Here is a 26,447-nt window from a genome sequence, read left to right as displayed (position 1 = left end):
TTGAAAGGACCACCATGCGTGCACCTTTTTCGGGAGCCCCGAAGGCATCCCTGACCTCTAAGGCGCTGACCGCCTGTGCTGCCGCAACCCTGGCGCTGGGCTTGGGCGTTGGCACTGCATCCGCTCTGCCTCCGGGCGGTGCGAAGGCATCTACCCCCGGCACCTCTTCGACTGTTTCCTCCTCTGTGAGCGAGCACGGCGTGATTTCCTTTAGCGTGAGCGGCTTCCCCGCAAACACTGTGGTGTCCGTGAAGGTGGACGACGGTAACCTGTGCCCCTCCGATGCGGCACAGGGCGCTTGCGTGGTGCACCAGCAGAAGACCGATGGCAACGGTAACGTCTCCGGTTCCTTCGTTCTGCCGGATGTTGGCGCTGGCACTCACACTCTGCGTTTCCTTGCAACTGGTGAGAAGCGTGACAAGGACGGCAAGTACCTGGGCACCGAGGCGTACAGCAACCGTAGCCCCGAGTTCACCGTGGTGGGCGAGGGCGGTTCGGATAATTCCTCCTCGAATTCTTCGGGTTCTTCCTCGAACCGCGGCTCTTCCAGCTCGAAGAGCAACGGTGGTTCCTCGAATGGCGGCTCGAACTCTAACAACTCAGACTCTGCAGACGAGGCTCAGGGCTCTAACGATTCCAACGAGTCCTCGTCCAATGGTGGTTCGAACGGCTCCTCGAATGGTTCTGCAGGTGGCGCGGCTGAGGCTGAGACCGTGTACACCGATGCTGACGGCAACACCATCACCAAGGAGGAGTACGACCGCCTGAACGCGGCAGCTGACTCTTCCGGTACCTCCGGTACCTCTGGCTCTTCCGCTGCGCCTGCTGCTTCGGCTTCTGCAAATGCCCAGAAGAAGGCGACCGCTTCGGCGAGCGCATCTTCTTCGTCTTCTGCGCGCGGTACTGCGTCGAACCCGAGCGCTTCAGCTTCGGGCGCGGCTAACACCGCATCCACCGTTCAGACCGTGACTTACGGTGCTGCGTTCCCGTGGATTGGCGTGGTGGTTCTGGGCGTAAGCATTGTGGGTGCCGCTGCGCTGCTGCTGACCCGTAAGCGCTAAGACTTAACGTCGGATGCGGGTGGGGGAGTAACCCGCCCGCTCCGGCGTTTCTCTCATTATCTACCGGTGTGCCGGGTGCCCCTCGTGTGGTGTGGGTGCGCCGGGTGTGCCTCCCTGTTTTCTTGTATCGAGCATAAGGAGCATAGTGGCCTTCACGAGCTCATTGTCCCGAGATGTTCAGCAGGAGAGTACGTCCCGTCAGGGTTCTGTGATTCAGGGGCAGAAGTTGGGTAAGCGCCTGGCTTTTCTGTTCTTGTTTGCGGTGCTTTTGGTGGGGGCTGTGGCTGCTTCTTTGCTGTTCGGGTCGAATAATCTTCCGCCGGATCAGGTTCTGGCTGTTTTCAATGGCACTGCTTCTGAGCAGGCGCAGACGATTGTGATGGAGCAGCGCATTCCGCGTACCTTGGTGGGTCTTGCGGCGGGTGCGGCGTTGGCGGTTGCCGGTTCTTTGATGCAGTCGTTGACTCGTAACCCGCTGGCTGAGCCCGGCCTGATGGGTGTGAATGCCGGTGCTGCGGTGGCTGTGATTGCTTCCGTGGTGGTTTTTGGCGTGATGGGTATTTGGCAGTACATGGTTGCTGCGACGATTGGTGGCGCGTTGGCTGCGGTGCTGGTGTACACGCTGGGTCGTGGTCGTGACGGGTCGATTGTGAAGCTCGCTCTGGCGGGTGTGGCGATTTCTGCGGCGCTGTCGGCGATTGCGCAGGGCCTGATTTTGGCTGATCAGGATGCATATAACGAGTTCCGTGTGTGGGTTGCCGGTTCGCTGGAGGGCCGCGGTATGGATATCGCGTCGACGGTGGGTCCGGTGATTCTGCTGGGTATGCTGGTGGCGTTCTTTGTGGCTCCTGCGATTAATGCTCTGAGTATGGGCGAGGAGGCGGCGACCAGCCTCGGCGTGAGCGTGCGTACGACCCAGAACTTGACGTTGCTGGCGGTGACGGTGCTTGCCGGTGCGGCGACTGCTGCGGTGGGTCCGATTGGTTTTGTGGGTTTGGCGGTGCCGTTTGTGGTGCGTGCTTTGCTCGGTAATGATGTGCGCTGGGTGAATTATGGTTCGGCACTGTTGGGTCCGGTGTGGCTGCTGTGTGCTGACGTGTTGGCGCGTGTGCTGGTGGCTCCGCAGGAGACTCAGGTGGGTATTGTGGCGACTCTTGCCGGTGCCCCGGTGTTCTTGTTCTTGATGACTCGTCGTAAGGTGGAGGCTCTCTAATGTCGAATTCTTCCGCTCTTTCGACGGCAACTGCCACCAGCCCCGCTAATCGTTCTGCACGTCGTCGCGGCCGCGATTTGGGCGGCCGCCCGGTGTTGACTGTGCGCGGTCCGCTGAGTGCTCAGGTGCCGTGGCGTGTGCTGATCCTGAATGTGGCGTTGGTGGTGCTGATTGCGGCGCTGGCGTTTTGGGGCATGTTGCAGGGTGACTACAAGATCGCCCCGGAGAAGGTCATTCCGGCGTTGATGGGTGAGGGTAAGCAGATTGCTGTGACTTTCGCTCAGCAGCGTGCGGCGCGTATTGTGGCGGCGCTTCTGGTGGGTGCGGCGCTTGGTCTGTCGGGTGCGATTTTCCAGGTGATTTCGGGTAATGCCCTGGGTTCGCCGGATATTATCGGTTTCACGAATGGTGCCGCGACCGGTGCGCTGTTGCAGATTATTGTCTTCAATTCCGGTCCCGTTGAGGTTGCTCTGGGCGCTGTGGTTGGTGGCTTGGCGACTTCGGTGCTGGTGTGGTTGTTGACGCGCCGTACGGGTTTGCATGGCTTCCGCCTGGTGCTGGTCGGTATTGGTGTGGGTTCGACCCTGGCGGCGTTCAATGCGCTGCTGGTGGTGCGTGCTTCGCTGACTCAGGCGCAGACCGCGGCGTCTTGGCTTGCCGGTTCGCTGAACGACATCACGTGGGAGCGCACCTACGCACTGCTGGGTCTGCTGCTCGTGGTGACTCCGCTGCTGCTGATGCTGGTCCGCCCGCTGGGCGCGATTCGTTTTGGTGACCAGGTGGCATCCGGTTTGGGTGTGAGCGTGAATGCGTACCGTGTGGCGGCTCTGTTTATTGGTGTGCTTCTGGTTTCGCTGGCGACCGCGACGACCGGCCCGATTGCTTTTGTCGCCTTGGCGGCACCGCACATCGCGAAGACCCTGTCTCGCAGTGGCGGGGTGGGTTTCACCTCCGCGGCACTTATGGGTGCGCTCATGGTGCTCGGCTCTGACCTGATTGGCCGATTCGCTGTTCCCGGACGCATCATTCAGGTGGGTGTGGTGACCGGCGCGATTGGCGGCCTGTACCTGATTTACCTGATTTACCTCGAAAGGAAGAAGAGCTAGTGAACGCTAGTGTGACGACCCGCCTTGAAGGCGAGAACATGGTGGTTGCCTACGGTGAGCATACGGTGCTCAACGGGGTAGATTTTCAGGTGCCGGAGGGGGAGCTGACCGTTATCCTGGGCCCGAACGCCTGCGGTAAGTCGACCACCTTGAAGGCTCTTGCCCGCGTGAACCCGCTCAAGGAGGGTGAGGTTCGCCTGGACGGCACCCCGCTGCCGCAGATGAAGTCCCGCGCTATCGCCAAGATCCTGGCGATGCTGCCGCAGACCCCGGAGGCGCCTAGCGGCGTGACCGTGGCGGATGTGGTGGCGCGCGGCCGCTACCCGCACCAGTCGCTGCTGCGTTCCTGGTCTGATGAGGACGAGCGCGCCTGCGTGGAGGCGATGCAGGCGGCGAACGTGCTGGAGCTTGCTGAGCGTCCCATTGAGGCGCTCTCGGGCGGTCAGCGTCAGCGTGTGTGGATTGCCATGACCCTGGCGCAGCAGACCCCGCTGATTCTGCTGGATGAGCCGACCACTTACCTGGATATCACGCACCAGATTGAGGTGCTGAACCTGACGAAGAAATTGCATTCCGAAGGGCGAACGGTAGCCGTGGTTTTGCATGACCTGAACCTCGCTTTCAGGTATGCTACTCATGTTGTGTTAATGAAGCAGGGCCGGATTATCGCTCAGGGCGATCCGCGTGCGATAATTACACCGGAACTCATTCAGGAAGTTTTTGACCTGCAATCGGTCATTATTCCTGATCCATGCACTGGTACCCCTTTGGTTATTCCGAAGGAGAACCAAACAATTCATATTGCCGCTGACGCTATTTCGGCGGCCCGCGAAAGCGAATAGTTTTCGCCCCTAAGCCGCGTGGGAGTTTGCACCAACCGTCTCAGTACGGGTGGAAAAGTTTGGCATTGCGCCGAGCAGCGAACGTTAGGATCTGAGGGACCCAGGATCCCCTGCGCGTAGGGCGCCTACCCGGTGCTCGCCCGTCTTTGACGCATGAACGGATCCGAGCACTGGGTAGGTTCCATTTTGGGAACCCGTAGATGAGGCACCGAGACTGCCGCATGAGACTTTGAAAGTTGCGACTTGAGAGGTTTGATGCACGGTCTCGGTGCCTCATCTCTTTTAACTTCTGAGCCGGGCTGGGATGAGCTGGTCTGGGCGGGGCTGGGCTGGGTTGCTCTGAGCCGGTCTGGGCGGGGCTGTGCCGGTCTGGGCGGGGCTGCGGCGGCTTCGTGCTTGGGTTTTAGCAGCGTGTGTTCGCTGTCATGAATGTCATCTTTTGGTTCTTTCGTTTTTCCCTTTGGCTGGAGTTTGGGTAAGGGATACCATAGAGTGAGGTAGTAGAGGCTAACTAACAATAATGCGCCTCCTCACCGATTCTCACCGATTGAGTGTTTCCACAGACCAAGGAGGAACCGTTGGGCGAGCACGAACCCACCGCGACCGTTCCCGCGCAGAGTATTTCTGCACAGAACACTTCTGAACAGGTTGCGTTTGAACAGGCTATTTCGGCGCAGCCGCGTACCGTTGCGCCAGCCGTGCGCCCGGCCCCTCCCAAGATCCCGCGCCCCGTACCGGCACCGCGCGTGGACAGCCCCCTCATCAGCGCCATTATCGCCGATGCGGTCAGCCCCGAAGAGCTGAACGCCCGCATCCTTGAGATCGTCTCCGAAGGCACCCCCATTATCGAGCCGGTGCACCGCGAAGACGGTAGCATCAGTGAGAACGAGCGCATCGTCACCTTCCTCTACCGCAACGAGCAGGCGGAGCAGGTGCTCATGTTCATCAACCGCCTGACCGATGAGAAGAACCTTGACCGTTCCCTTATGGCCCGCATCGAGGGCACTGGCTGGTGGCAGCTGAGCATACAGATGGAAACCACCTGGCGTGCCTCCTACAACTTCTTGCCGGCGCTGCCCGGCGAGCGCCCCGCCTGGTTGGGCGATGACGACCAGGTGCGCCTGCGCGCCGCCCTGGATTCTGGCGAGGGTGACCCGCTGAACCCCGAGACCGTGTGCAACCGCATCGGTCGTTGCATGGGTGTGGTGCAGCTTGAGCACGCGCCGGTGCAGGAGTTCATCCTGACTCAGGAAGAGATTGACGCGCTGCCCGCCCCCGAGTGGATGCAGACCTCTGACGGTCACCAGTACGTGCTTGGCCGCGTGGGTGACCCCGCCCCGGATGCGCCGCTGTTCATCCAGTTCGACGGTGAGATGTGGTTCAGCCAGGGTATGGAGCAGACCCTCAACCGCGCCCATGAGGCGGGCCGTATTCCGGCGATGCACGTGTTCTTCCTGCACTCCGGCGGCCGCGAGAACCGCTGGAAGGAACTGAACGGCGACAATCCGATTGCCGACTACCTGGTGGAGATTGCGTTCCCGCACCTGGAAGCGGTGCACGGCATTAAGACCGACCCGCAGAACATTGTGATTAACGGTCAGTCGCTGGGTGGCCTGTCCTCCCTGCTGGCGGTGCTGAGCCGTCCGGAGGCGTTTGGTGGCGCGATTGCGCAGTCTTCGTCGCTGTGGCAACCGCAGGTCATGGACCGCCTGGACGAGCTGGAGGCGGCGGGCGAGATTGACCGTCTGCGCCACCTGTACCTTGAGATTGAGGTGGGGGAGCAGGAGTGGGTTCTGGTGCCTCCTCACCGTGAGCTGAAGGAGCGCCTGGAAAAGCTGGGCCTGGAGAGAGCGCGCTGCACGACCTTCAACGGCGGTCATGATTATGCGTGCTGGCGCGGTGCGATTGTGCCGACCCTGGAGCGTATTATTGCTGCCAGCCGGGAGGCTGAACGCACTGAGCTGGGCTTTGCAGAGGACCTGCGAGAGGCTGCTTAGGGCTCCCGCACGGTAGAGCACGCCCCGCATGGTGGGCGTGCGGGGTTCCCGTTAGGGTAAACACCGCCGCGCCCGTATCCTAGAGAAGTACAGCCTAAGAGAAGTGCAACACTACCGCGCCGCGAGGGGTACCGAAGGGTACCCGGCGTAGGCTGCGCACCCGCCCTCATTGACGAGATGGCATCACGCTGCGAACACAACGTGAGCGCTATAGAAACCGCAAACGACACAGAAATCGAGAGAAGATGACCGTAGAACGTAGCCCCCTGGCCCCCACGCCGCTCATCCCCGAGTCTTTTGCCTCGAAGTACCGCGAAGCCGGCTACTGGATTGACCAGACCATCCCCGAGTTCCTGCTGGATGCCTGCCGCGCAAAGCCGCACTTCCCGGCGCTGGTGGCGCTTTCGCACGCGCAGCTCGATGAGGACGGCAAGCCCCAGCAGATTCGCCTCTCCTACGGTGAGCTGGAGGCGGCAGGTCGTGCCGCTGCGGCGCGCCTCGTTCAGGCTGGTGTGCAGCCCGGTGACCGCGTGCTGCTGCAGCTGGGTAACACCGCCGAGTACTTGGTGTACCTGCTGGGTATTTTCTGGGCGGCGGCTCTGCCGGTGTTCTGCCTGCCGCAGCACCGCACCACCGAGCTGGTTCACTTTGCGACCCGCACCGACGCTGCGGCGCACGTGTTCTCTTCGCTGACCCCCGGCGCAGATTTCGCCGCCCTGCACGAGGACGTTGCCGCCGAGCTGCGCAAGAACTCCCTGGAGCCGCCGGTTGCTATTGATGTTGCGGAGCCGCTGACCCCGCTGACCGAAGAAGAGCTCGCTGAAGAGTTCGTGCCCGGCGTCATCCAGAACACCGAGAAGACCCGCGCGAGCGAGCAGGTGGCGTTCCTGCAGCTCTCCGGCGGTACCACCGGCATTTCGAAGCTGATTCCTCGCACCCACGCCGCCTACCTGTACTCGGTGCGCGGCTCGGTCGACATCTGCAAGCTGAACAACAACACGACCATGCTCGTGGTGCTGCCCGCCGCCCACAACTTCACGATGAGCTCGCCCGGTATTCTGGGCGTCATGTGTGCCTCCGGCAAGCTCGTGTTTGCGGCGGATCCGTCCCCGCAGACTGCGTTCCACCTCATTGAGATGGAGGGTGTGACCACTTCCGCGCTGGTGCCGCCGCTGGCTCAGGCGTGGGTCGCCTCCGCGGAGAAGCGCGGCGTGTCCCTGCCGTCCCTGCAGACCCTGCAGGTGGGCGGTTCGAAGCTGGCCCCGGCGGTTGCGGGCAAGATTGAGTCGGTGCTCGGTTGCACCGTTCAGCAGGTGTTCGGCATGGCTGAGGGTCTGGTGAACTACACCCGCTCGACCGACCCGATTGAGATGCGTCTGAGGACTCAGGGCTACCCGATCAGCCCCGACGACGAAATCCTGATTGTTGATGATCAGGATCAGCCGGTCAAGCGCGGCGAGAGCGGCCACCTGCTCACCCGCGGCCCGTACACGATTCGCGGCTACTACCTGGAGGAGAACGCAAACCGTTACGGATTCACCGAGGACGGCTTCTACCGCACCGGCGACATTGTGCGACTGGTCGCAGGCAAGTACCTTGAGGTGACCGGCCGCGCGAAGGACCAGATTAACCGCAACGGCGAGAAGATTGCCGTGGACGAAATCGAAGAGCTGGCGCTGACCCACCCCGACGTTTTTGACGCCGTGGTTCTGGGTATCCCGGACGAAACCGTGGGCGAGCGCGTGGGCCTGGTCATTGTGCCAAAGGAAGGCGCCGACCTGGGCGAAAACCCGCGCCGCACGATGCACGAGTTCTTCACCTCGAAGAAGCTCGCCGACTTCAAGATCCCCGAGCGCGTGCAGGTTCTGCAGGAGCTGCCCACCACGAACGTGGGTAAGATTTCCCGCCGCGAGCTGCGCGCCAAGCTTGCCGAAATTTTCGGCTAAACCCTTTGAGCTGACCATTTTCGGCTAAACCGTACGCCCTTATTCCTACCCCTATTGAGGAGAAAAATGTCCGCATTTGAGACCCTGCGCCCCATCATGGAGAAGTACATCGTCGAGCCCGACTCCCTGCAGACCGCTTTTGACGAGCCGACCACCGACCTGTTCTCCCTAGGCATGGACTCTATGGGCGCATTCGCCCTGCTCGACGACCTTGCCGCTGAGGGCGCCGTGATTGAGTTTACCGAGCTGGTGGAGAACCCGACCGTGGAGTTCATCGCCTCCCGCCTGGGCTAAGCGTTACCGCACCCCGAGTGCCCGCCTGCCGCGAATGCAGACGGGCGCCCGGGGTGTTTGCTACTCGCCTCGTTTTTCTGTGCGCCGGTTTTACGCCGTGTTGTGTAGCTGCGTTTGCACTTGTCAGCGCACTTCTGTTAGTGCACTTCTGCCAGCGCGAAACGGCGGGGGAGTAGCCCGACCCTTCACACACACCTCATCCCTAATCCAGATCCCTGATCCAGACCTTGAGAGAGGCCACCATGGGCGTAGCTGATACTACCGCACCCGCTAGCTTCGGGACTGCTTCCGACCTTCGCACCGCCGCGAACCCCTCCGCACAGCACAGCGCTGACAGCCCCTGGCTGCCGCTAACCACTAACGCACGCGGTATCTACTTTGCCGCCGCGATTGACCCCACGAACCCCTGCTACAACACCGCGGAGGTTCTGCAATGCCCCGCAGACACCGACCTCGCTCTGCTGCGCGAGGCTTTTGAACAGCTCTACCGCGAGAACGAGGGCTTCCGCGTGCGCACCCGCATTGCCGATGGTTCCGCATCCCAGCAGATTCTGCCGCTTGAGGTGTTCCTTGAGGGTATTGACCTGCTCGTGGATGAGGACGAGCTGAGCGACACTGCCGAGGCGGGGGAGGAGAACGCCTCTGACCTGCCTGAATCAGCCCTGCCTGACTCTGATTTGCCCGCGCCGGTACGCGCCTGGGCACAGCGCCTGCTTGCCCAGCCTCTCGCCACCGATGAGGGCGTGACCGTGCGCAGCGCAGTGGTGCGTTACGGCGGCTTCCTCTGGGTCTACCACTCCTTCTCCCACGTGGTTGCAGACGGGTTCGCCGCGTTCAACGGCCTCTCCCGCGTGGCGGCGATATACCGCGCCCTGTCCGCCGGTCAGCCGGTTCCGGCAACCCGCCGCATGAGCCTGCAGCAGCTGCTCGATGCCGACGATGCCGCCTCCACCGCCCGTGAAGAAGACGTCGCCTTCTGGGAGGCGAGCGGCGCCCTGGAACAGGAAGATACCTCCCTGGCGGGTCGTACCGCCTCCCCGTCGGCGCAGTCTGTGCGCCTGGCGTTCAGCATTGATGTGCCCACCCAGCAGGCCCTGCTGGATGCGGCAAAGCAGCACGCCGTCTCCTGGCCCGTGCTGGCGACCGCCGCCGTCGGCTCGTACCTGGCGCGTGTGGGCGGCTACCCGCAGGCTTCGTTCGGCGTGCCGCAGATGAACCGCATGTTCGCCCGCACTCTGCCGGAGGCGACCCGCGCCCTGGGCACGGTGAGCGCTCAGACCGGCTGTACCGCGGTGAACGTTCTGCCGGTGCAGGTTGCGGCGACCGGCCCCATCGCGGAGTCCCTGCACTCGGTGAAGGAGCAGTACGCCCGTAACGCCGAGCATCCGCTGGCTCGTCAGGAAGACCTCGAACGTACCGCGCGTAACGCCCAGTCAAGGCTGTTTGGTGCGCAGATTAACGTGGTGCCCTTTGACGCGGTGCTGCCGCTGGCGGCACCCTCCAAGGACGAGTCCGGAACCGCGGTACCGACCGCGCGTATTCACAATATCTCTGCCGGTCCCGTTGCCGACGCGACCTTCACCCTGCGCGGCATGCCCGGCCGCGGCAACAGCATCTCCTGCGAGATTGACATGAACCCGGCGCTCTACACCGCCGAGGAGCTGGAACGTCACGCCGCCCGCCTGAGCGAGTGGCTACCCGCCTACGCGGCGGAGGCGCAGCGCGAGGGCGCTTCCCTGAACAATCTCGGCTTGGCGACCGAGGCTGAACTGGCGACCCTGCGCGAGCTGACCGCCCCGGCGCTTACCGAGCATCCGATGGAGTATAAGACCCTGCTGGGTCGCTTCCGTGACGCGGTGGCGGCGCATCCGCAGGCGCTCGCGGTGCTGGATTCTGCCCCCGCGCCCGGTGAGGTGCTCACCCCTGAGTCGGATCGCGCCTACGCTTTTGACCGTGCCCTCACCTACGCCGAACTGGACGAGCGCGCCCGTGCGCTTGCCGCGCAGCTGCTGGACTGGGGTGTTCGCCCTTCCGACGCAGTGGGTCTGCGTGTGCACCGCGGCGCCGAGCAGTACGTGGCGCTGTACGCCCTGCTGTACGCTGGCGCCACCTACGTTCCGGTGCTTCCTGATCTGCCCGCCGAGCGTGTGGGCGTGATGATGGAGGACGCCGAGTGCTCCCTGCTTCTGCACGGCCCCGGTCTGCAGCCGCTGAGCGCGGAAGAGCTGAACCCGCAGGAACCGCAGCGTCACGCGAACCTGCCCCAGCATACTCTGCCCCTACTGAGCGATGAGGAACCCAACGGGGAACACTCCTCAGCACCCGCCGCAGAGGAGCTTCCGGGCATGAAAACCGGCCTGGACGAGGACGCTTACGTGCTCTTCACCTCCGGCTCCACGGGCAGGCCTAAGGGCGTTGCCATCAGCCACCGCGCGATTGATAACCGCCTGCGCTGGCAGCAGCACCAGATTCCGGTGGGGGAGGGCGACCGCGTTCTGCACAAGACTCCCATCTCCTTTGACGTGCACGTGTGGGAGCTGTACTGGCCTCTCGCCGAGGGTGCCGCCGTGGTCATTGCCGCCCCGGAGGGTCACCGCGACCCCGCCTACCTGGCGCGCGTGATTGCCGAGCAGTCCGTCACGGCGGTGCACTTTGTGCCGACCATGCTGTCGGCGCTGACCTCTTCGCCGGCGGCGCGCCGCATCCTGGCTGATGCCGGCTTCGGTCAGGACCGAGAGCAGCCCCTGCGCTACGTGGTCTGCTCGGGTGAGGCGCTGCAGAAGGACCAGGTGCAGGCTGCGGGCGAGGTTCTGGGCGTGTACCCGCTGAACCTCTACGGCCCGACCGAGGCGGCGGTGGACGTGACCTTCTGGGAGACGTCCAACGACCCGCAGCGCGAGAGCGTGCCCATTGGCGAGCCGGTCTGGAACACCGGCACCCTGATTCTTGACCCGACCGGCCACCCCGTGCCGGTGGGCGTGACGGGTGAGTTGCACCTGTCGGGTGTGCAGCTGGCGCGCGGCTACAAGAACAACCCGCAGGCGACCGCGGCGGCTTTCGTGGAGCAGGCTCCCGCCGGTGCGCTCGCGCTGCTGAATGGTGAGAGTCAGCGCCTGTACCGCACGGGCGATTTGGCGTGCTGGGAGATTCTTCCCGATGGTCGCGCCGTCATTGGCTACCGCGGCCGCACGGACTACCAGATTAAGGTGCGCGGTCAGCGCTTGGAACTGGGCGATATTGAGATGGCTCTTGCCGCGGTTGAGGGCGTGAGCGCTTCGGTGGCTCTGCTGTACCGCGGTCTGCGTGAGCCTGCCCTGGCGGCGGTGCTGGAGGTCGGCGACGTGCCCGCTGAACGTGCCGAGCAGCTGGTGGAGGCGGCGCGCGAGCATTGTGCGCAGGTTCTGCCGGACTACATGGTGCCGACCCTGTGGCATACTCTACCTGCTCTGCCGGTGAGCCCCTCCGGTAAGGCTGATCGCAAGCTGTTGGCGTCCCTGGACCTGACCCCTCAGACTTCTGATGCTGAGGGTCCGCACGGCCTGCTGGAGCAGCAGCTGTGCTCGATTATTGCCGGTGTGCTGGGTCGTGAGCGTTTCGGCGTGGATGAGGATTTCTTTGCCTCGGGTGGTCATTCGCTGGCGGCTCTTGAGGTGATTGCCGCGGTTGAGGAGCAGCTGGGTCTGAGCGTGAGCATTGGTGCGCTTTTTGCGCATCCGACCGTGCAGGCTTTGGCGGCGTCTATTGCGGGCGAGCGTGGCGAGGGTGCGGAGTTCGCGCCGGTTCTGCCGCTGCGAGAACAACCTACCGCGCATGACGCTACCGATGCCCCCGCGCCGCTGTTTATCCTGCCGCCTGCGGGTGGTTTGGGCTGGTGCTATGCGGGGTACCTTTCGCATCTTCCGGCTCAGCAGGGTGTGTATGCTGTGCAGGCTGAGGCGTTCTCTGACCCGCAGGCTGGGTTTGCGTCGAGCCTGCAGGAGTTGGCTGAGGGCTACCTGGCACAGATTGAGAAGACCCTGGCGGAGCGTTCGCTGCCGCGTCGTTTTGCCCTGATGGGCTGGTCTGTGGGCGGTACTGCCGCGGTGCAGGTTGCGGCGTTGGCGCAGGCTGCGGGTGCGCAGGTTGAGCGTGTCATCCTGTTGGATGCGTATCCTTCGGAGCAGTGGCAGGGCGTGCCTGCGCCGGATGAGCAGGAGAGCTTCCGTGCGCTGCTGCGTATGGGCGGTTTGCCGGAGCCTGCGGCTGGTGAGCAGCTTGACCTGCCGGGTACCCTGGAACGCCTGCAGAGGGCAGGCTCGGCGATGGGTTACCTACCGGAGGAGAAGTTGGGCGTGTGCTTGGGTAGTATGCGTGCTTCGGCGGCGTTGATGCGTGGTGCTGAGCAGGCGTTCTTTGATGGTGACGTGTTGCTGGTGGGTGTGCCGCATGAGGATCAGCCGTACCTGGATGCGGCGGGTTGGGCGGCGCATGCGTCGTCGTTCCGTTCGGTGCTGCTGGAGGGTACGCACCCTGATTTGGTGAATCCGGCGCGTTTGGCGGAGGTGACCGGCCACTTCGCCGGCTAGACGCACCAGGCAACCAAAACTCCGGTCACGTCTGATTTATTACATGAGAAACGCATAGTCAACGAGCATATCGACAGGAATCAGCTCGGGTATCCTGCACCCCTTCACAGTTAAAACACGAATGCCCCCGGTTGATGAATCATCAACCGGGGGCATCGTTTAGCGTCTAACGCAGAACCGGGGTTCTACAGCTAAATGCTTAGTGCTGCTCCAGCTCGGAGTTAGCGTTCACGTTGAGCAGGTCGTACTTAGCGAATGCCTTCGCGGGAACGTCTGCTGCAACCTCGCCGCGCTTTGCCAGCATCTGCAGGGTGCGGACAACAACCGACTCTGCATCGATGTGGAAGAAGCGACGTGCACCCGGGCGGGTGTCTGCGAAGCCGAAGCCGTCAGCACCCAGGGTTGCGAAGTCGTTCGGAACGAACTGGCGGATCTGGTCGGGAACATCCGAAGCGAAGTCGGTGGTCGCGACGATCGGGCCAGCAGCGCCAGCCAGCTTCTGGGTCACGTAAGGAACGCGAGCGGGCTGGTTCGGGTTCAGCAGAGCCTCTTCCTCAGCGGCAATACCGTCGCGGCGCAGCTCGGTCCACGAGGTGACAGACCAGACGTCTGCGGAGACGCCCCAGTCCTCAGCCAGCAGCTGCTGAGCCTTCTCAGCCCACGGAACAGCAACGCCGGATGCCAGCAGCTGTGCCTTGGGGCCGGAGGTCAGCGGGGACTCGCTAATCTTGTGGATACCCTTGATGATGCCCTCAACGTCAACGTTTGCCGGCTCAGCAGGCTGGTGAATCGGCTCGTTGTACACGGTCAGGTAGTACATGACGTTGTGGTCTTCGTCCTTGGTACCGTACATCTGCTCGATACCGCGCTCCACGATGTGAGCGATCTCGTAGCCGTAAGCCGGGTCGTAGATCTTGAACGCCGGGTTGGTGGACGCCAGAATCGGGGAGTGGCCATCGTTGTGCTGCAGACCCTCACCGGACAGGGTGGTACGACCTGCGGTTGCACCGATGACGAAGCCGCGGCACAGCTGGTCGGCAGCAGCCCAGAAGCCGTCGCCAGTGCGCTGGAAGCCGAACATCGAGTAGAAGATGTAAATCGGGATCATCGGCTCGCCGTGGGTGTCGTAGGAGGAGCCCAGTGCGATGAACGCAGCGGTTGCGCCTGCCTCGTTAATACCCACGTGAACGATCTGGCCCTCGGGGGACTCGGTGTAGGTGAGCATGAGCTGGTGGTCAACGGGCACGTAGTTCTGGCCGTTGGGGTTGTACAGCTTAGCCGAGGGGAAGAAGGAGTCCATACCGAAGGTACGTGCCTCATCGGGGGTGATGGGAGCGATACGGTGACCGAAGCCCTTCACACGCATGAGGTCCTTCATCAGGCGGACGAACGCCATGGTGGTAGCAGCGGTCTGCTTGCCGGAGCCCTTCTTGGTCTGTGCGTAGACCTTGGACTCGGGCAGGATAATCTCAGGCTGGGTGTTTGCACGGCCGGGGATGTAACCGCCGAGTTCCTTACGGCGTGCGTGCATGTACTGCAGTGCCGGGTGGCTTGCCTCGGGCACGTAGTACGGCGGGTTGTACAGATCCTTCTCCAGCTCCTCGTCGGAGATGGGGATGTTCAGGTGGTCACGGAAGCCCTTCAGTGCTTCCATGGTGAACTTCTTGATCTGGTGGGTGGAGTTACGTGCCTCGAAGTAGGGGCCGAGCTCCGCACCCTTAATGGACTGTGCCAGGATGACGGTGGGCTTGCCCTTGGTCTCCATAGCTTCCTTGTAGGCTGCGTAGAGCTTCTTGTCGTCGTGGCCACCCAGGCGCAGGTTGAAGATCTGCTCGTCGGTCAGGTCTGCAACCAGTTCCTTGGTTTCGGGGTACTTGCCGAAGAAGTGCTCGCGGATGTAGCCACCGTCTTCGCCACGGAAGGTCTGGTAGTCACCGTCGAGGGTCTCGTTCATCAGCTGGATGAGCTTGCCGCTCTTGTCCTTCTTGAGCAGCTCGTCGTAGTCGGAGCCCCACAGGACCTTGATGACGTGCCAGCCTGCGCCGCGGAAGAATGCCTCGAGCTCCTGAACGATCTTGCCGTTACCGCGAACGGGGCCGTCCAGACGCTGCAGGTTGCAGTTGACGACGAAGGTCAGGTTGTCCAGGTGCTCGTTTGCAGCCAGCTGCAGTGCACCACGCGACTCGGGCTCGTCCATTTCGCCGTCGCCCAGGAATGCCCAGACGTGCTGCTCGGAGGTGTCCTTGATCTTGTGGTTGTGCAGGTACTTGTTGAAGGATGCCTGGTGGATTGCGTTCAGGGGGCCCAGACCCATGGAAACGGTCGGGAACTGCCAGAACTCGGGCATGCAACGGGGGTGCGGGTACGAAGGAATACCGTTTGCGCCCTTGGTCTTCTCCTGGCGGAAGCCGTCCATCTGCTCTTCGGTCAGGACGCCCTCAACGAATGCGCGGGAGTAGACACCGGGGGAGGAGTGACCCTGGAAGAAGACCTGGTCACCGCCACCGGGGTGGTTACGGCCGCGGAAGAAGTGGTTCTGGCCCATTTCGTAGAGGTCAGCCACACCTGCGAAGGTGGAGATGTGACCGCCAACGCCGATGCCCTTCTTCTGGGCACGCTGAACCATGATTGCTGCGTTCCAACGAATCCATGCGCGGTACTGGCGCTCGAGTTCCTCATCACCGGGGTACTCGGGCTGCTGGTCGACGGGGATGGTGTTGATGTAGTCGGTCTTGACCAGAGTCGGGACCTTAACACCCTTTGCGCCAGCCTCCTTGAGCAGTGCGCGAAGGATGTACTCTGCACGCTCGGTGCCGTGAGTCTTGATAAGGTCCTCGAGGGACTCGGCCCACTCCTGGGTCTCTTCTACGTCGATGTCCTTGAAGCCATCGAGAAGGGTGCTCAGGGAGTGCTCGTTCGGTACGTTAGCCAAACTAATCCAACCTCTCTTCTGTGCGGTTGTGAGATCGCCCGCCGCGCGTTGTTGCGTTGTCGAACAATCTTTGTGTTTAAGCGCTATAGGTCTGTAAGACCCACTTCGCTTCTTATCTCTACTATCTTAGACCTAAAGGTGCCTCTCTTGGTCTCAAATGGGGGTTTTTGTGATGTGGGTTTCGCATTGTGACTATCTGAGTGGAAAAAATGCGCATCAAAAGTACTAGTTAGGGTCTTTTTGCACCTAAATGGCGCGGAATGGCGGGGTTGGCGGAATGGCGCGGAATGAGAGGGTGTGGCTTGTTTCTGAGGGGGAGGGTAGCTGTGGCTTGGTGTGGCTTGATGTTGGGTGCGGTGGGAAAATGAAAAAAATATTGAGACATAGAACACGTGTTCTGGATTTGCGTGGCACCTCAAAAGCCCGTATAGTTGTTTCTTGTGTTCGTCACTGGAATGGAAACGAAACAGTGAGAACTACGGGTCTTTAGCTCAGCTGGTAGAGCGCCACGTTTACACCGTGGATGTCATCGGTTCGATCCCGGTAGGACCCACCGATTACCCCGGTACCGCACGGTACCGGGGTTTTTGTTTACCCTCAGCGGTTTACCCACCCGGGCCGTATTCCCCCGCGAGTATCCCGATGCGTGTCCCGGTGCATTTCTCCAAGAGTGAGAAGAACAGTCCATCAGGGTATAAAAGTACACTCTACCTGTATATAGCCTGTCCTCAGCGCGTATCCTTATATACATGACTGAAAACAAGAAGGCACAGATTGGTGTCACCGGCCTTGCTGTCATGGGCGCAAACCTCGCCCGCAACCTGGCACGTAACGGCTACACCGTGGCACTGCACAACCGTTCCGTAGAGAAGACCGACGCACTGCTGGCTGAGCACGGCGCAGACGGCGACTTCATCCGCACCGAGTCCCTGCAGGAACTCGTCGACTCCCTCGAGTCTCCCCGCCGCATCCTGATTATGGTCAAGGCGGGCGCACCCGTCGACGCTGTTATCGAGCAGCTCACCCCCATGCTCGATGAGGGCGACATCATTATTGACGGCGGTAACTCCCACTTCCCCGACACCATCCGTCGCGAGCACGCCCTGGCTGAAAAGGGCCTGCACTTCGTGGGCGTTGGCGTCTCCGGCGGCGAAGAGGGCGCTCTCTGGGGCCCCTCCATGATGCCCGGCGGCTCCGCAGAGTCCTACAAGCACCTGGGCCCGCTGCTCGAAAAGATCGCAGCGAAGGCACCGCAGGACGGCGCACCCTGCTGCGCATGGATCTCCACCGACGGTGCGGGTCACTTCGTGAAGATGGTCCACAACGGCATCGAGTACGCCGACATGCAGGTGATCGGCGAGGCCTACGACATTCTCCGCTCCGTGGCAGGCATTGAGCCCGCCGAGCAGGCAGAAATCTTCAAGACCTGGAACGAAGGCGACCTGAGCTCCTACCTGATCGAAATCACCGCAGAGGTGCTCGCACAGGTAGACGCAAAGACCGGCAAGCCCCTGGTCGACGTTATCGTTGACGCAGCGGGCCAGAAGGGTACCGGCCTGTGGACCGCTAAGGCTGGCCTGGACCTCGGTTCCCCCGTCTCCGCTATCGCAGAGTCCGTGTTCGCACGCGCCCTCTCCTCCTCTGAGCGTGAGCAGCGCGAGCAGGCACAGCGCGAACTGCCCGCAGGTCTGATTGCAACCACCGGCATCGGTGCAGGTGACCCCGAGTTCGTTGAGGATGTGCGCCGTGCACTCTTCGCATCCAAGCTCGTTGCGTACGCACAGGGCATGGACCTGCTCACCCGCGCAGGCAAGGAATATGGTTGGGACCTGAAGCTGGACACCATCGCATCGCTGTGGCGTGCAGGTTGCATCATCCGCGCCGAGCTGCTGGGCGACATCATGGCTGCCTACGCAGGCGAAGCACCCGCGAACATGCTGCTGGCACCCGCCTTCAAGAACCTCATGGAGGAGCTCGTTCCTTCCTGGCGTCGCGTGGTGGCTAAGGCGACCGCACTGGGCATCCCCGTGCCGGTGTTTGCTTCCGCACTGTCCTACTACGACGGTCTGCGCCGCGACCGCCTGCCCGCATCCCTGATTCAGGGCCAGCGTGACTTCTTCGGTGCGCACACCTACGGTCGTATTGACGAAGAGGGCGCCTTCCACACCATGTGGAGTGGTGACCGCTCCGAGGTGAACGCAGCGGACATTCACGTTCACTAAGCTCACGTAGCTGAATACGTCAAAGCCCGCCTTCGGCTGGATGAGAATCCGGTCGAAGGCGGGCTTTCGTTATGTCTTGATGGGGCACCCCCGAGATGCCTCAGGGGTATCTTGAGGGGCGTATAGCAGGGGAGAAGACCTGCGGAGCCCGGTGAGGAGCTTGGAGCCTCATGAGGAGCCGCCAGGTGCGCCTCTACGGGGTCAAAACGCTTGCCAAGCGCTAAATCCACATGGCGGGGTCAATGTACTCCACAGCGTCCACCAGCGGCTTCTTCTTCTCCGGGGTACGCGGGCGGTGCTTCGCCGGAATGCCGGTAATAATCGAATCGGCGGGGTGATCGTTGACGACCACGGCGTTCGCACCAATAGCGCTATCGGCACCAATCTCCACCGGGCCCAGCACCTTAGCACCTGCACCAATGGTCACACGGTCACCAATGGTGGGGTGACGCTTCACCTTCTCCAGGGAGCGACCGCCCAAGGTCACGCCGTGGTACAGCATCACGTCGTCACCAACCTCAGCGGTCTCACCAATGACAATGCCCATGCCGTGATCAATGAAGAAACGGCGGCCAATGGTCGCACCGGGGTGAATCTCCACACCGGTCAGAAAACGAGCAAACTGCGAGAGAGTACGAGCCAGAGCCTTCGTCTCATCCTTCTGCCAGAGCTTATGGGTCAGACGGTGAACCCAAATCGCGTGCATACCCGAATAGTTCAGCGCAATCTCGACAGCGCCGCGCGCAGCAGGGTCGTGCTGGCGGACGTTCTCAATATCTTCACGCAGACGCGCAATAAAACTCATGGGTTCCCTTTCCCTCATCGGTCGTGCTCTGTGTATGCGACCTTTCCAAAGGTACCAACAACGGTGCTCATTCACCTATTCCCGAACTCTGTCGTCGTCATAGTGAGTGCTCTCTTTAACATCTCGGTCACAATTGCGTGCGGAACGTAATATTCGGGCTCGGGCGGGTCTCAGCGGGGGAGTATCGCGGGAAAACGCAAACGCTCCGCCCCGGCATGCAACCGGGACGGAGCGTCGAACACTGCGTACTGTTCTAGATGGCGGCCTCACGGGGAGGGGTGCCGAAGACTGGGGTCTATTAGCCGCGGATATCCTCGTAGAGAGCGGTAGAGATGTAACGCTCACCGAAGTCGGGAACGATAGCCACGATCAGCTTGTCCTTGTTCTCAGACTTCTTAGCCTCCTCCAGGGCAGCCCACACAGCCGCACCGGAAGAAATACCGCCCAGAATACCTTCCTGGGTAGCCAGCAGGCGGGAGGTGCGCATAGCGTCCTCAGCGCTGACCGGAGTTACCGAATCGTAGATGCCGCGGTCCAGGGTGTCGGGAACGAAGTTAGCGCCCAGGCCCTGAATCTTGTGGGGGCCAACGCGACCCTCGGAGAGCAGCGGGGAGTCCTTCGGCTCAACCGCAACAACCTTCACGTTCGGGTTCTGCTCCTTCAGGTACTTACCGGTACCGGAGATGGTGCCGCCGGTGCCAATACCCGCCACAAAAATGTCGACCTTACCGTCGGTTGCTTCCCAAATCTCGGGGCCGGTGGTGTTGTAGTGAATGGTGGGGTTCGCCTCGTTGGAGAACTGGGACGCCAGGATAGCGTTCTCGGTGGTCGCAACGATTTCCTTAGCCTTCTCCACAGCGCCGCGCATGCCCTCGGTACCGGGGGTCAGCACAATCTGAGCGCCGTAAGCGCGCAGCAGCACGCGACGCTCAGCAGACATGGTCTCCGGCATGGTCAGGATGACGCGGTAACCGCGAGCAGCACCCACCATAGCCAGCGCAATACCGGTGTTACCGGAAGTGCCCTCAACAATGGTACCGCCGGGCTTCAGCGCACCCGACTTCTCAGCAGCGTCAATGATGGCGCGGCCGATGCGGTCCTTAACCGAACCAGCGGGGTTGTAGAACTCAAGCTTGACCGCTACGTTACCGGGAAGACCTTCGTCCAGTCGGTTCAGCTTAACCAGGGGGGTCTGGCCGGTTGCTTCAACAATGCTGTTGAGAATCTTTGCCATGGGGTGCTCCTTCATGAGCTTGGGGGAGGCCAGCCGCGATGGGGTCTCCGCAATGAATAATCGGTTACGTGGCAACTCTACTACTCACCGGCAGTAGGTTTAAACCTGCGGTCACAGTTCGTAATAATGCCAGAGAAAAACCTCAAGGAACGAGGTTCAGAAAGAGGGTACAGAAAAGCGCCGCACAAACCCTTTCTCGACAAAGGATGATGAATGTGCGGCGCTCTCTAGAAACATTATGTAGCCCAAAAGACAACCTCTGTATATAAGAGTAGTGGTGAACTCTGTTCACCGCAAGCTGGAGCCACAAATTTTATTGCCATCAATGGAAAAAACAGTAAAAAACCGCATCCTGAGATGGCGCAACGCTAAAAGCGGGGGAGAAAACCAGCCTCAGAGGACTAGTTGATGTCCATGTGAAGATCCCACTTGTTGTTCAGGTAGCGGCCAACAGCCTCACCGAACATCTTCACGTGACGCTTATCAGCCGCCACAGTCTGCTCCTTGCCGTCCTTGAACAGCTTCTCACCTAGATCAACATTCAGAGTCACGGTCCAGTTGTACGCGCCCTGCGCCAGAACCGGCTGCTTAGTACCAATAGTCAAGGTAGCGGTCGGGTTCACGTACCAGGTCTTCTTCTCGTCAATACCTGCCTTAGTGGAATCCGCGTACTTCTTCATCGCCGCCAGGGTCTCCTGGTCGGTGCTGACCTCGTTCATGTAGTGCATATCGCCGGTACGCAGCAGGTACTCAAACGCCGCACCGAAGTACGCCAGAGCCGCCGCGAAGCCAGCCACCGAATTCTGGTGCATAGCCTCCGGAACAATCGGGGACGGCACGTTCTGCGGCGGGTGCTCAGCATTACCCGGCTGGTACTCGCCGTGATCCTCCATCTTCTCCAGCTTCGCTACGCCACTGTAATCCTTATTGTCGTTAGGCAGCGGAGAGTTCGTTGCAGTAGCCGAAGCCGAAGCGGAAGCGGAAGGGGAAGCAGACGCCGATGCAGAAGCAGAGGGCGAAGCGGTAGCAGACTCAGAAGCAGCAGCAGAAGCGCTCTCAGAGCCAGAAGCGGAAGCAGACGCCTCAGAAGTAGCCTTAGAGCCACAAGCCGCCAGCAAAGCCATGGAGCTGACGCCCAGTACGCCCAGCGCCGCGCGGCGGGTCAGGTTCTCGGACATAGTGATACCTTTCAGTCAGTCGGTGATTGCAACCAGTTTAGCCGCAAACCCAACAGGATACAGAGTTGAGTGGACGAAGCGTGAGAAGCGCCTCGCTGATAAAAGCGTTATGACAGACTATGACGCCGCGGAGGTGGCGGAAGCCTCAACGGAAGCCTCAGCAGAAGAGGGCTCGGAAGTAGACGGGGAAGCCGAACCGGACGCCGCGCCGGACGCCGCAGCACTCGCGGTGGACGCGCCTCCCTGGGCGGTACCTCCCTGAACAGTAGCACCGTACGCCACGCTCAGCTCCCACATCTTCGAATCAGCATGGTAACGGCCACGGAAATCGCACTCCTGAACCGTCACCTGAGAAGCCAGACCCGCAGCAGTAGCAGAAGCAGAAGCACTCGGGGACGCCGCGTCAGACACCAGCGCATCCTCAGAAGGCTCAGTAGGCTCAGCAGAAGCGCTCGCGGAGGTAACCACCGGCTGGATCTTGCCCTCCGCCACCGCCTCCGTACCGAAGTCCAGGGTGTACTTGCCCTTAAACAGCAGGTTGCCATCACTCATAATGGACGGCTGCGCACTCGAAAGCGCATAGGAAGCCGACGGATTCACATACCAGGACCCCTTCTCCACACCCGCAAGAATAGAAGCCGACAGGGCATCCACCTCAGAGCGAGTCTTCGACGACAGCTGAATACCGGTCGAGAACGCATCCGTGCTACCGGTCTTCACCAGGTAATCCATAGCCGCTGCAAAATAAGCAATCGCCTCATGGAAACCCGTCACCGTATTCGCCGACAGAGCATCAGTCACCTTCGGCTTCGGAGCGTTACGCGGCGGATGCTCCACCGTGCCCTGCTCATAATTCAGCGTGCCCTCATAGTGGGTGTACTCCACCAGACCCGAATAGTTCTGACCATCATCGCTGTACCCATTCGGGTTAGCGCTCGACTTCGAACCGTTCAGGCTACCGCCCTGAGAACCAGACTGCTGGCTAGAGCCACCCGAACCGCAAGCGCTCAACAGCGCCGCAGAACCCGCAACAGCGGATGCGCCCAAGCCCAAACGCAGCAGAGAACGGCGCGAGAAAGACTGAGAAAAAGAAGACATACAAAAACCTTGAATCGAAAGACCGGTACTACCAGAGTAAAACAGATCATGCCCTAACCCGAGTGCGAGTTAGGGCATGATGCCTCATCCATCTGAGGGCTTAAAGGTTGTCACCATTAGAATTGCCGCCATTGCCGGAGTTACCGGAATCGCCAGCATTACCGCCGTTAGCGCCGCCACCGTTAGTGCCACCATTCTTAGGCTGAGCCGAAGCCTGCGCCTCATACTCATCCTGAATAGTCAAAGTCCAATCATTATCGTGGCGCACACCGGTAACCACCAGGCCACGCTCAGTGCGGCGAACCTTCTCAGACATCTCCGCAGGAGCGCCCTCAACCACAACGGTCGGACCCAAATCAATCACCAGATCAAAAGTCCACTGCACGCTCTTCTTCACCAGAGTCGGAACAGCGGTGAACGCAGACATCGTCACCTTCGGCGACACATACCAGTCACGATTCTGCGAGCTCTCATTCGACTCATCCATAAACGATGAGAACGACGCAACGAACTTCTCATCAGCCTTCGACTCACGCAACGGAGCCGCATCACCGGTCAGCACCAGGTAATTAATCGCCGCATACACGAACGCAATCGAATCGTACAGACCCTGCACCGAGTTCTCCGACGCACTCGCCGGGCGCTTCGGGAACGGCACGTTCTGAGCGGGTGCAGACTCGGTCGCCGGAACGAAAGTGCCCTTCTTCTCATAGTTGTCGAAGGTGACCTCGCCGCTAAAATCAGTACGCGCAGAAGCCGAAGGGGAAATCTGAGGGGTATCCGCATCAGCGTTTTCGCTGGTGGACGAAGAACCACCGCACGCAACCAGTAGGGCGCTCAAAGACACGCCCGCAACGCCCGCACCCGCGTAACGCAGAGCAGAACGGCGGCTGATGCCGGTAGTGGAACTGGGAAGCCCGGAGGTCATGGGGAAAAGCGCCACGGAGTACCTTTCGAGTGAGAATCTCAGGTGAGAGACGAGTGAGAGTGCGCCTCGACGAGCGGATATCACACGCGGACATCCCTCTAGAGACAGTCCTAAGTATAACGCGCCCCCGCCTTCACACCCGTGCGTACCAGCGCTCAAAGGAGCGTGATATGCCGCCCATCAGCGAACTTACCGCAGCCAGTGAACTCAGTGGAACCAGCGGGAGCATCGCACCAGATGGGGTGAAAGAGGGGACGCGTTCATCGTCTATAGGGGGAGGGGCTACTGGGCGCCCTCACCGGGGACACCACCGGGAACACCGGCAGGTGCCTCAGCGCCGCCAGCTGCACCGCCCGCATCGGGGGCACCGGGCGCTACGGTCGGCTGAGCCGTCGCAGCTGCAGGCTGAGTCGCCACGGGCTGTGCGGGAGCGGTAGCCACAGGCGCCTGGGTCGCGGCAGGCTGAGGAGCCTGAGCCGCGCCACCCTGACCGGTGCCGGTCTGTGCGCCACCGTTCTGCGCACCACCGTTCTGGGAGCCAGTGTACTGACGGGAACCGTTCTGGGCGGAAGGAGCCTGCGCACCACCGTTCTGCGCGGCACCATTCTGAGCAGTGCCCTGAGCCGCGCCGTTACCCGAAGTATTCGCGCCGGTGTGTGCGCCAGCATTAGCCGCCACGGTGCTGTCATCAGTCACCGTCGGGGTATAGGTCGAGGAAGGATGCGCACGCGGAGTCTGCGTCGGCTTCGGAGTCAACGCGGGATCGTACTGCTGAGGCGAGATGACGACCCAGCGCTTCGCCTCCTCATCGTACTCAGCGTAGAGAGCCTTAATCTCCTGTGCCTCAGTGTCTTCCAGAGGCTTGGTCGTATTGGTCGCCTTCTCAACCTGCATACCGTGCGCCTGAGTTACGGTGCACGCCCACGCATACTTAGTGCCGCGGGTCGTCGGCTGCTTATCGGTCAGACGGAAAGTCCACTCACCATCAACCAGCCAGTTCGTGCCGGGCGCATAGAACGCACGCAGTTTCTCCAGCGCCGCACGGTCGGTAGAGTTCTGAGCCTGAACCACCTGCAGAGCAGGACCGGGGTCACCGGTCATGCGGGCATAGTTCACCGCCGCCGCAAAATACGCGAAGGTGGCGCGCAAACCGCGGGCGTTCTTGTCGTACATGCTCTCATCTTCAATCGGGATGGGCACGGCACTCGCCTTAGAATCAACGCTTGCCGGGCCGGCAGTTGGCTCAATCGTGTAGACCTGACCGGTTTCCGGGTCGGTGCTACTCATCGGGGCTGCACCGTTGCCCGCAACGTACTTAGTCCACTTCAGCTCGCCCGACAGGTTGTCGTAGGCACCCGCAATCGAAGCGGAAGCAGTGGGGGAGGCGGTCGCCTCCTCAGTCTTTTTGGAACCGCAAGCGGCAAGCATCGAACCCAGGGCGGCGGTGCCCGTAAGCGCAATAAAGTGGCGGCGGCTGTGAATCATAGTGATCCCCTTGAATGTGCTGTGATGCGGAAGTATCGGTGATAAGTGAAGAGCTCACGCTCCAATTCTCAGCCTAACATCACGCCCCTACAGGAGGGCGCGAAGCAGTCACCCGCAGGGCGGGTAGACACGCACTGAGGCGAAAATGGGCGGACCTCATCTAGCCCTAGCCTATAGATTTCACGCGTGGCACACAAATAAAAGCCCTCATCCGTGCCTCATATCACCCAATATGACGGGTTCTTTGAGGCACGGATGTAAAGAAGCTTTAGGCTGAGCCTCGAATATAACGAGTCGTCTTAGAAGAGGCGCTCTCATTCGGGGTCGGGTGCGCACTCGGAGTATTCGCAGACGGTTCAGGGTTGGCCGCGGAGGTGGCGGTAGCGCTCGGGGAACCCTTGGGATCCTCCAGCATCTGCCAGCCGTCTGCACCGAAGTAGACGTAAGCGTCAGCCTTCTGATTGCTGCCGTAGATGCCGGTGAGCTGCTCACGCTGACGGGTCTCATGGTTGAACAGGAACGCGTTTTCGTCCACCTTCAGGGTCGCCTTCCAGCAGTAGACGTCCTGCTCGGTAGCGGGCACCGGCTGCGGGGAACTCAGGTTAATGCACATGGGGTGGTTGTTCTTAGAGACCAGCCAGCCAATGTTGTAGCGGTAGATATCGCGGTACATCTGCGCCATCTGACTAAAGTGCTCCTGGCCGGGCAGATTCATGAAGGGGTTGGTGTCACCGGTGAGGAGCATGTAGTTCTGTGCCGCACCCCAGTACTGCAGGAAGGCGTGCAGACCTTCGACGGTGCGCTCTTTAGCTTCCGGGGGCATGGTGGGGCGGGGGACATTGACGGCTCGATGGCTCAGGGTGCCGTTTGAGAAATTTCCGGAACGCTCAAAGAACTGATCCGGCAGAAGAGCCGGTCCGCGACCGTCCAGAGCCGATGCGGGCAGGGGCTCGGCGTACGTAATGCTGCGCGTGGTGGTCGCAGATTTGGTCTGGGAGCTCTGAGGAGCAGCCTTAGTAGGGGAAGGGTTAGCGAGTGGTTGAGGGCGAGAAACTGCGCTGGGGCTGCAAGCGCTTGCGAGTGCGCTCAATGCTGCTCCGGAAGAAAGAGCAAGAAGATGGCGCCGTGACAGCGAACCGAACATACGCAACCTTTCGCAAGAGTAAAGATGGGCAGACAGTATGCGGGTAGCTCGGATGCAGTGAACCTCAACGGCAGTTGATTGCAGTTGCGTGAGGGTTCGGTGAGCATTCCCGGTGGGTATCGCATACCGCGGTGAGTACGGATGCGATACGAAGGGCAGGTCAGAAACCTCCTGGGGATTCGGTGTGGATTATGACCTGCCTGTATGTCGTGCTCAACGATTCTAAGCGTACTTTCAGGTTCAAAATGACCATATCTGCGCTTGAGCGTAAAAAGTTATCAAATCTTAATATTTGCCCGTTTTATGCGGGTTATAAAACGTACCAATGTGTTCGAGATAACCGCAATAAGATGCGCTGTTTTCCCGCGGAAACTTAGGGATTTTCTAATCTTTTCTT

The 26,447-nt window shown here is 61.1% G+C and carries 17 protein-coding genes and 1 tRNA gene; 10 read left to right on the top strand and 8 right to left on the bottom strand.

Annotated elements, in window-relative coordinates; all coding sequences use genetic code 11:
- The first annotated feature begins 14 nt into the window (after positions 1–14).
- The 8 genes from HMPREF2749_RS03440 to HMPREF2749_RS03405 all read left to right on the top strand — a co-directional run bounded on the left by HMPREF2749_RS03440 (position 15) and on the right by HMPREF2749_RS03405 (position 13,024).
- On the top strand, positions 15–1,061 hold the full coding sequence (locus HMPREF2749_RS03440; RefSeq protein ID WP_070593432.1) for a plasmid partitioning protein: 1,047 nt from the start codon (positions 15–17) through the stop codon (positions 1,059–1,061).
- A gap of 145 nt (positions 1,062–1,206) precedes the next feature.
- Positions 1,207–2,274: a FecCD family ABC transporter permease gene (locus tag HMPREF2749_RS03435; RefSeq protein WP_080974537.1), complete on the top strand. Its 1,068-nt coding sequence runs from the start codon at positions 1,207–1,209 to the stop codon at positions 2,272–2,274.
- Entirely contained in the window at positions 2,274–3,380 is a 1,107-nt protein-coding gene (locus tag HMPREF2749_RS03430; RefSeq protein WP_049337913.1) for a FecCD family ABC transporter permease, read from the top strand. Before HMPREF2749_RS03435 ends, HMPREF2749_RS03430 begins: the two co-directional genes overlap by 1 nt.
- Positions 3,380–4,222 (top strand): ABC transporter ATP-binding protein, encoded by an 843-nt coding sequence (locus HMPREF2749_RS03425; RefSeq protein ID WP_049349016.1) that lies wholly within the window; start codon positions 3,380–3,382, stop codon positions 4,220–4,222. Before HMPREF2749_RS03430 ends, HMPREF2749_RS03425 begins: the two co-directional genes overlap by 1 nt.
- A 578-nt stretch (positions 4,223–4,800) precedes the next feature.
- The gene (locus HMPREF2749_RS03420) at positions 4,801–6,219 is read left to right on the top strand and encodes an enterochelin esterase domain-containing protein (RefSeq protein WP_070593431.1); all 1,419 of its coding nucleotides are present in this window, start codon (positions 4,801–4,803) and stop codon (positions 6,217–6,219) included.
- Positions 6,220–6,464: 245 nt separating this feature from the next.
- Positions 6,465–8,165: a (2,3-dihydroxybenzoyl)adenylate synthase gene (locus tag HMPREF2749_RS03415; RefSeq protein WP_070593430.1), complete on the top strand. Its 1,701-nt coding sequence runs from the start codon at positions 6,465–6,467 to the stop codon at positions 8,163–8,165.
- Between the two features lie 66 nt (positions 8,166–8,231).
- On the top strand, positions 8,232–8,459 hold the full coding sequence (locus HMPREF2749_RS03410) for a phosphopantetheine-binding protein (RefSeq protein ID WP_005507422.1): 228 nt from the start codon (positions 8,232–8,234) through the stop codon (positions 8,457–8,459).
- Between the two features lie 242 nt (positions 8,460–8,701).
- Entirely contained in the window at positions 8,702–13,024 is a 4,323-nt protein-coding gene (locus HMPREF2749_RS03405) for a non-ribosomal peptide synthetase (RefSeq protein ID WP_210395313.1), read from the top strand.
- 199 nt (positions 13,025–13,223) lie between these two features.
- Here HMPREF2749_RS03405 and aceE read toward each other — a convergent pair whose 3' ends face one another.
- Positions 13,224–15,956, bottom strand: coding sequence for a pyruvate dehydrogenase (acetyl-transferring), homodimeric type (aceE, locus tag HMPREF2749_RS03400; RefSeq protein WP_049352774.1), 2,733 nt, complete (start codon positions 15,954–15,956; stop codon positions 13,224–13,226).
- 480 nt (positions 15,957–16,436) lie between these two features.
- On the opposite strand from aceE, the gene HMPREF2749_RS03395 reads away from it, so the two are divergent.
- Positions 16,437–16,509 (top strand) — tRNA-Val (locus HMPREF2749_RS03395).
- A 196-nt stretch (positions 16,510–16,705) separates the two neighbouring features.
- Positions 16,706–18,178, top strand: coding sequence for an NADP-dependent phosphogluconate dehydrogenase (gndA, locus tag HMPREF2749_RS03390; protein ID WP_070593429.1), 1,473 nt, complete (start codon positions 16,706–16,708; stop codon positions 18,176–18,178).
- Between the two features lie 220 nt (positions 18,179–18,398).
- On the opposite strand, the gene epsC is transcribed toward gndA, so the two are convergent.
- From epsC to HMPREF2749_RS03355, 7 genes are all read right to left on the bottom strand, one after another.
- Positions 18,399–18,983 carry a serine O-acetyltransferase EpsC gene (gene epsC / locus HMPREF2749_RS03385; RefSeq protein ID WP_005505599.1) on the bottom strand — a complete coding sequence of 195 codons (585 nt, stop codon included), beginning with the start codon at positions 18,981–18,983 and terminating at the stop codon, positions 18,399–18,401.
- A 298-nt stretch (positions 18,984–19,281) separates the two neighbouring features.
- Positions 19,282–20,217, bottom strand: a complete 936-nt coding sequence (gene cysK / locus HMPREF2749_RS03380; RefSeq protein WP_005505601.1) for a cysteine synthase A — start codon at positions 20,215–20,217, stop codon at positions 19,282–19,284.
- Positions 20,218–20,618: 401 nt separating this feature from the next.
- Complete coding sequence (locus tag HMPREF2749_RS03375) at positions 20,619–21,395, bottom strand: DUF6318 family protein (RefSeq protein WP_012903318.1); 777 nt, start codon at positions 21,393–21,395, stop codon at positions 20,619–20,621.
- A 117-nt stretch (positions 21,396–21,512) separates the two neighbouring features.
- The gene (locus HMPREF2749_RS03370) at positions 21,513–22,493 is read right to left on the bottom strand and encodes a DUF6318 family protein (RefSeq protein WP_070593428.1); all 981 of its coding nucleotides are present in this window, start codon (positions 22,491–22,493) and stop codon (positions 21,513–21,515) included.
- A gap of 100 nt (positions 22,494–22,593) precedes the next feature.
- Positions 22,594–23,436 (bottom strand): DUF6318 family protein, encoded by an 843-nt coding sequence (locus HMPREF2749_RS03365; protein WP_070593427.1) that lies wholly within the window; start codon positions 23,434–23,436, stop codon positions 22,594–22,596.
- Positions 23,437–23,703: 267 nt separating this feature from the next.
- The gene (locus HMPREF2749_RS03360; RefSeq protein ID WP_070593426.1) at positions 23,704–24,906 is read right to left on the bottom strand and encodes a DUF6318 family protein; all 1,203 of its coding nucleotides are present in this window, start codon (positions 24,904–24,906) and stop codon (positions 23,704–23,706) included.
- A 268-nt stretch (positions 24,907–25,174) separates the two neighbouring features.
- The gene (locus tag HMPREF2749_RS03355) at positions 25,175–25,996 is read right to left on the bottom strand and encodes a DUF6318 family protein (RefSeq protein WP_246823494.1); all 822 of its coding nucleotides are present in this window, start codon (positions 25,994–25,996) and stop codon (positions 25,175–25,177) included.
- Between the last annotated feature and the right edge of the window lie 451 nt (positions 25,997–26,447).

The sequence above is a fragment of the Rothia sp. HMSC075F09 genome (assembly GCF_001810515.1).
Lineage (GTDB): Bacteria > Actinomycetota > Actinomycetes > Actinomycetales > Micrococcaceae > Rothia.
Note: the sequence above shows the minus strand (reverse complement) of the source record. Positions and strands in the feature narration are given on the sequence as shown.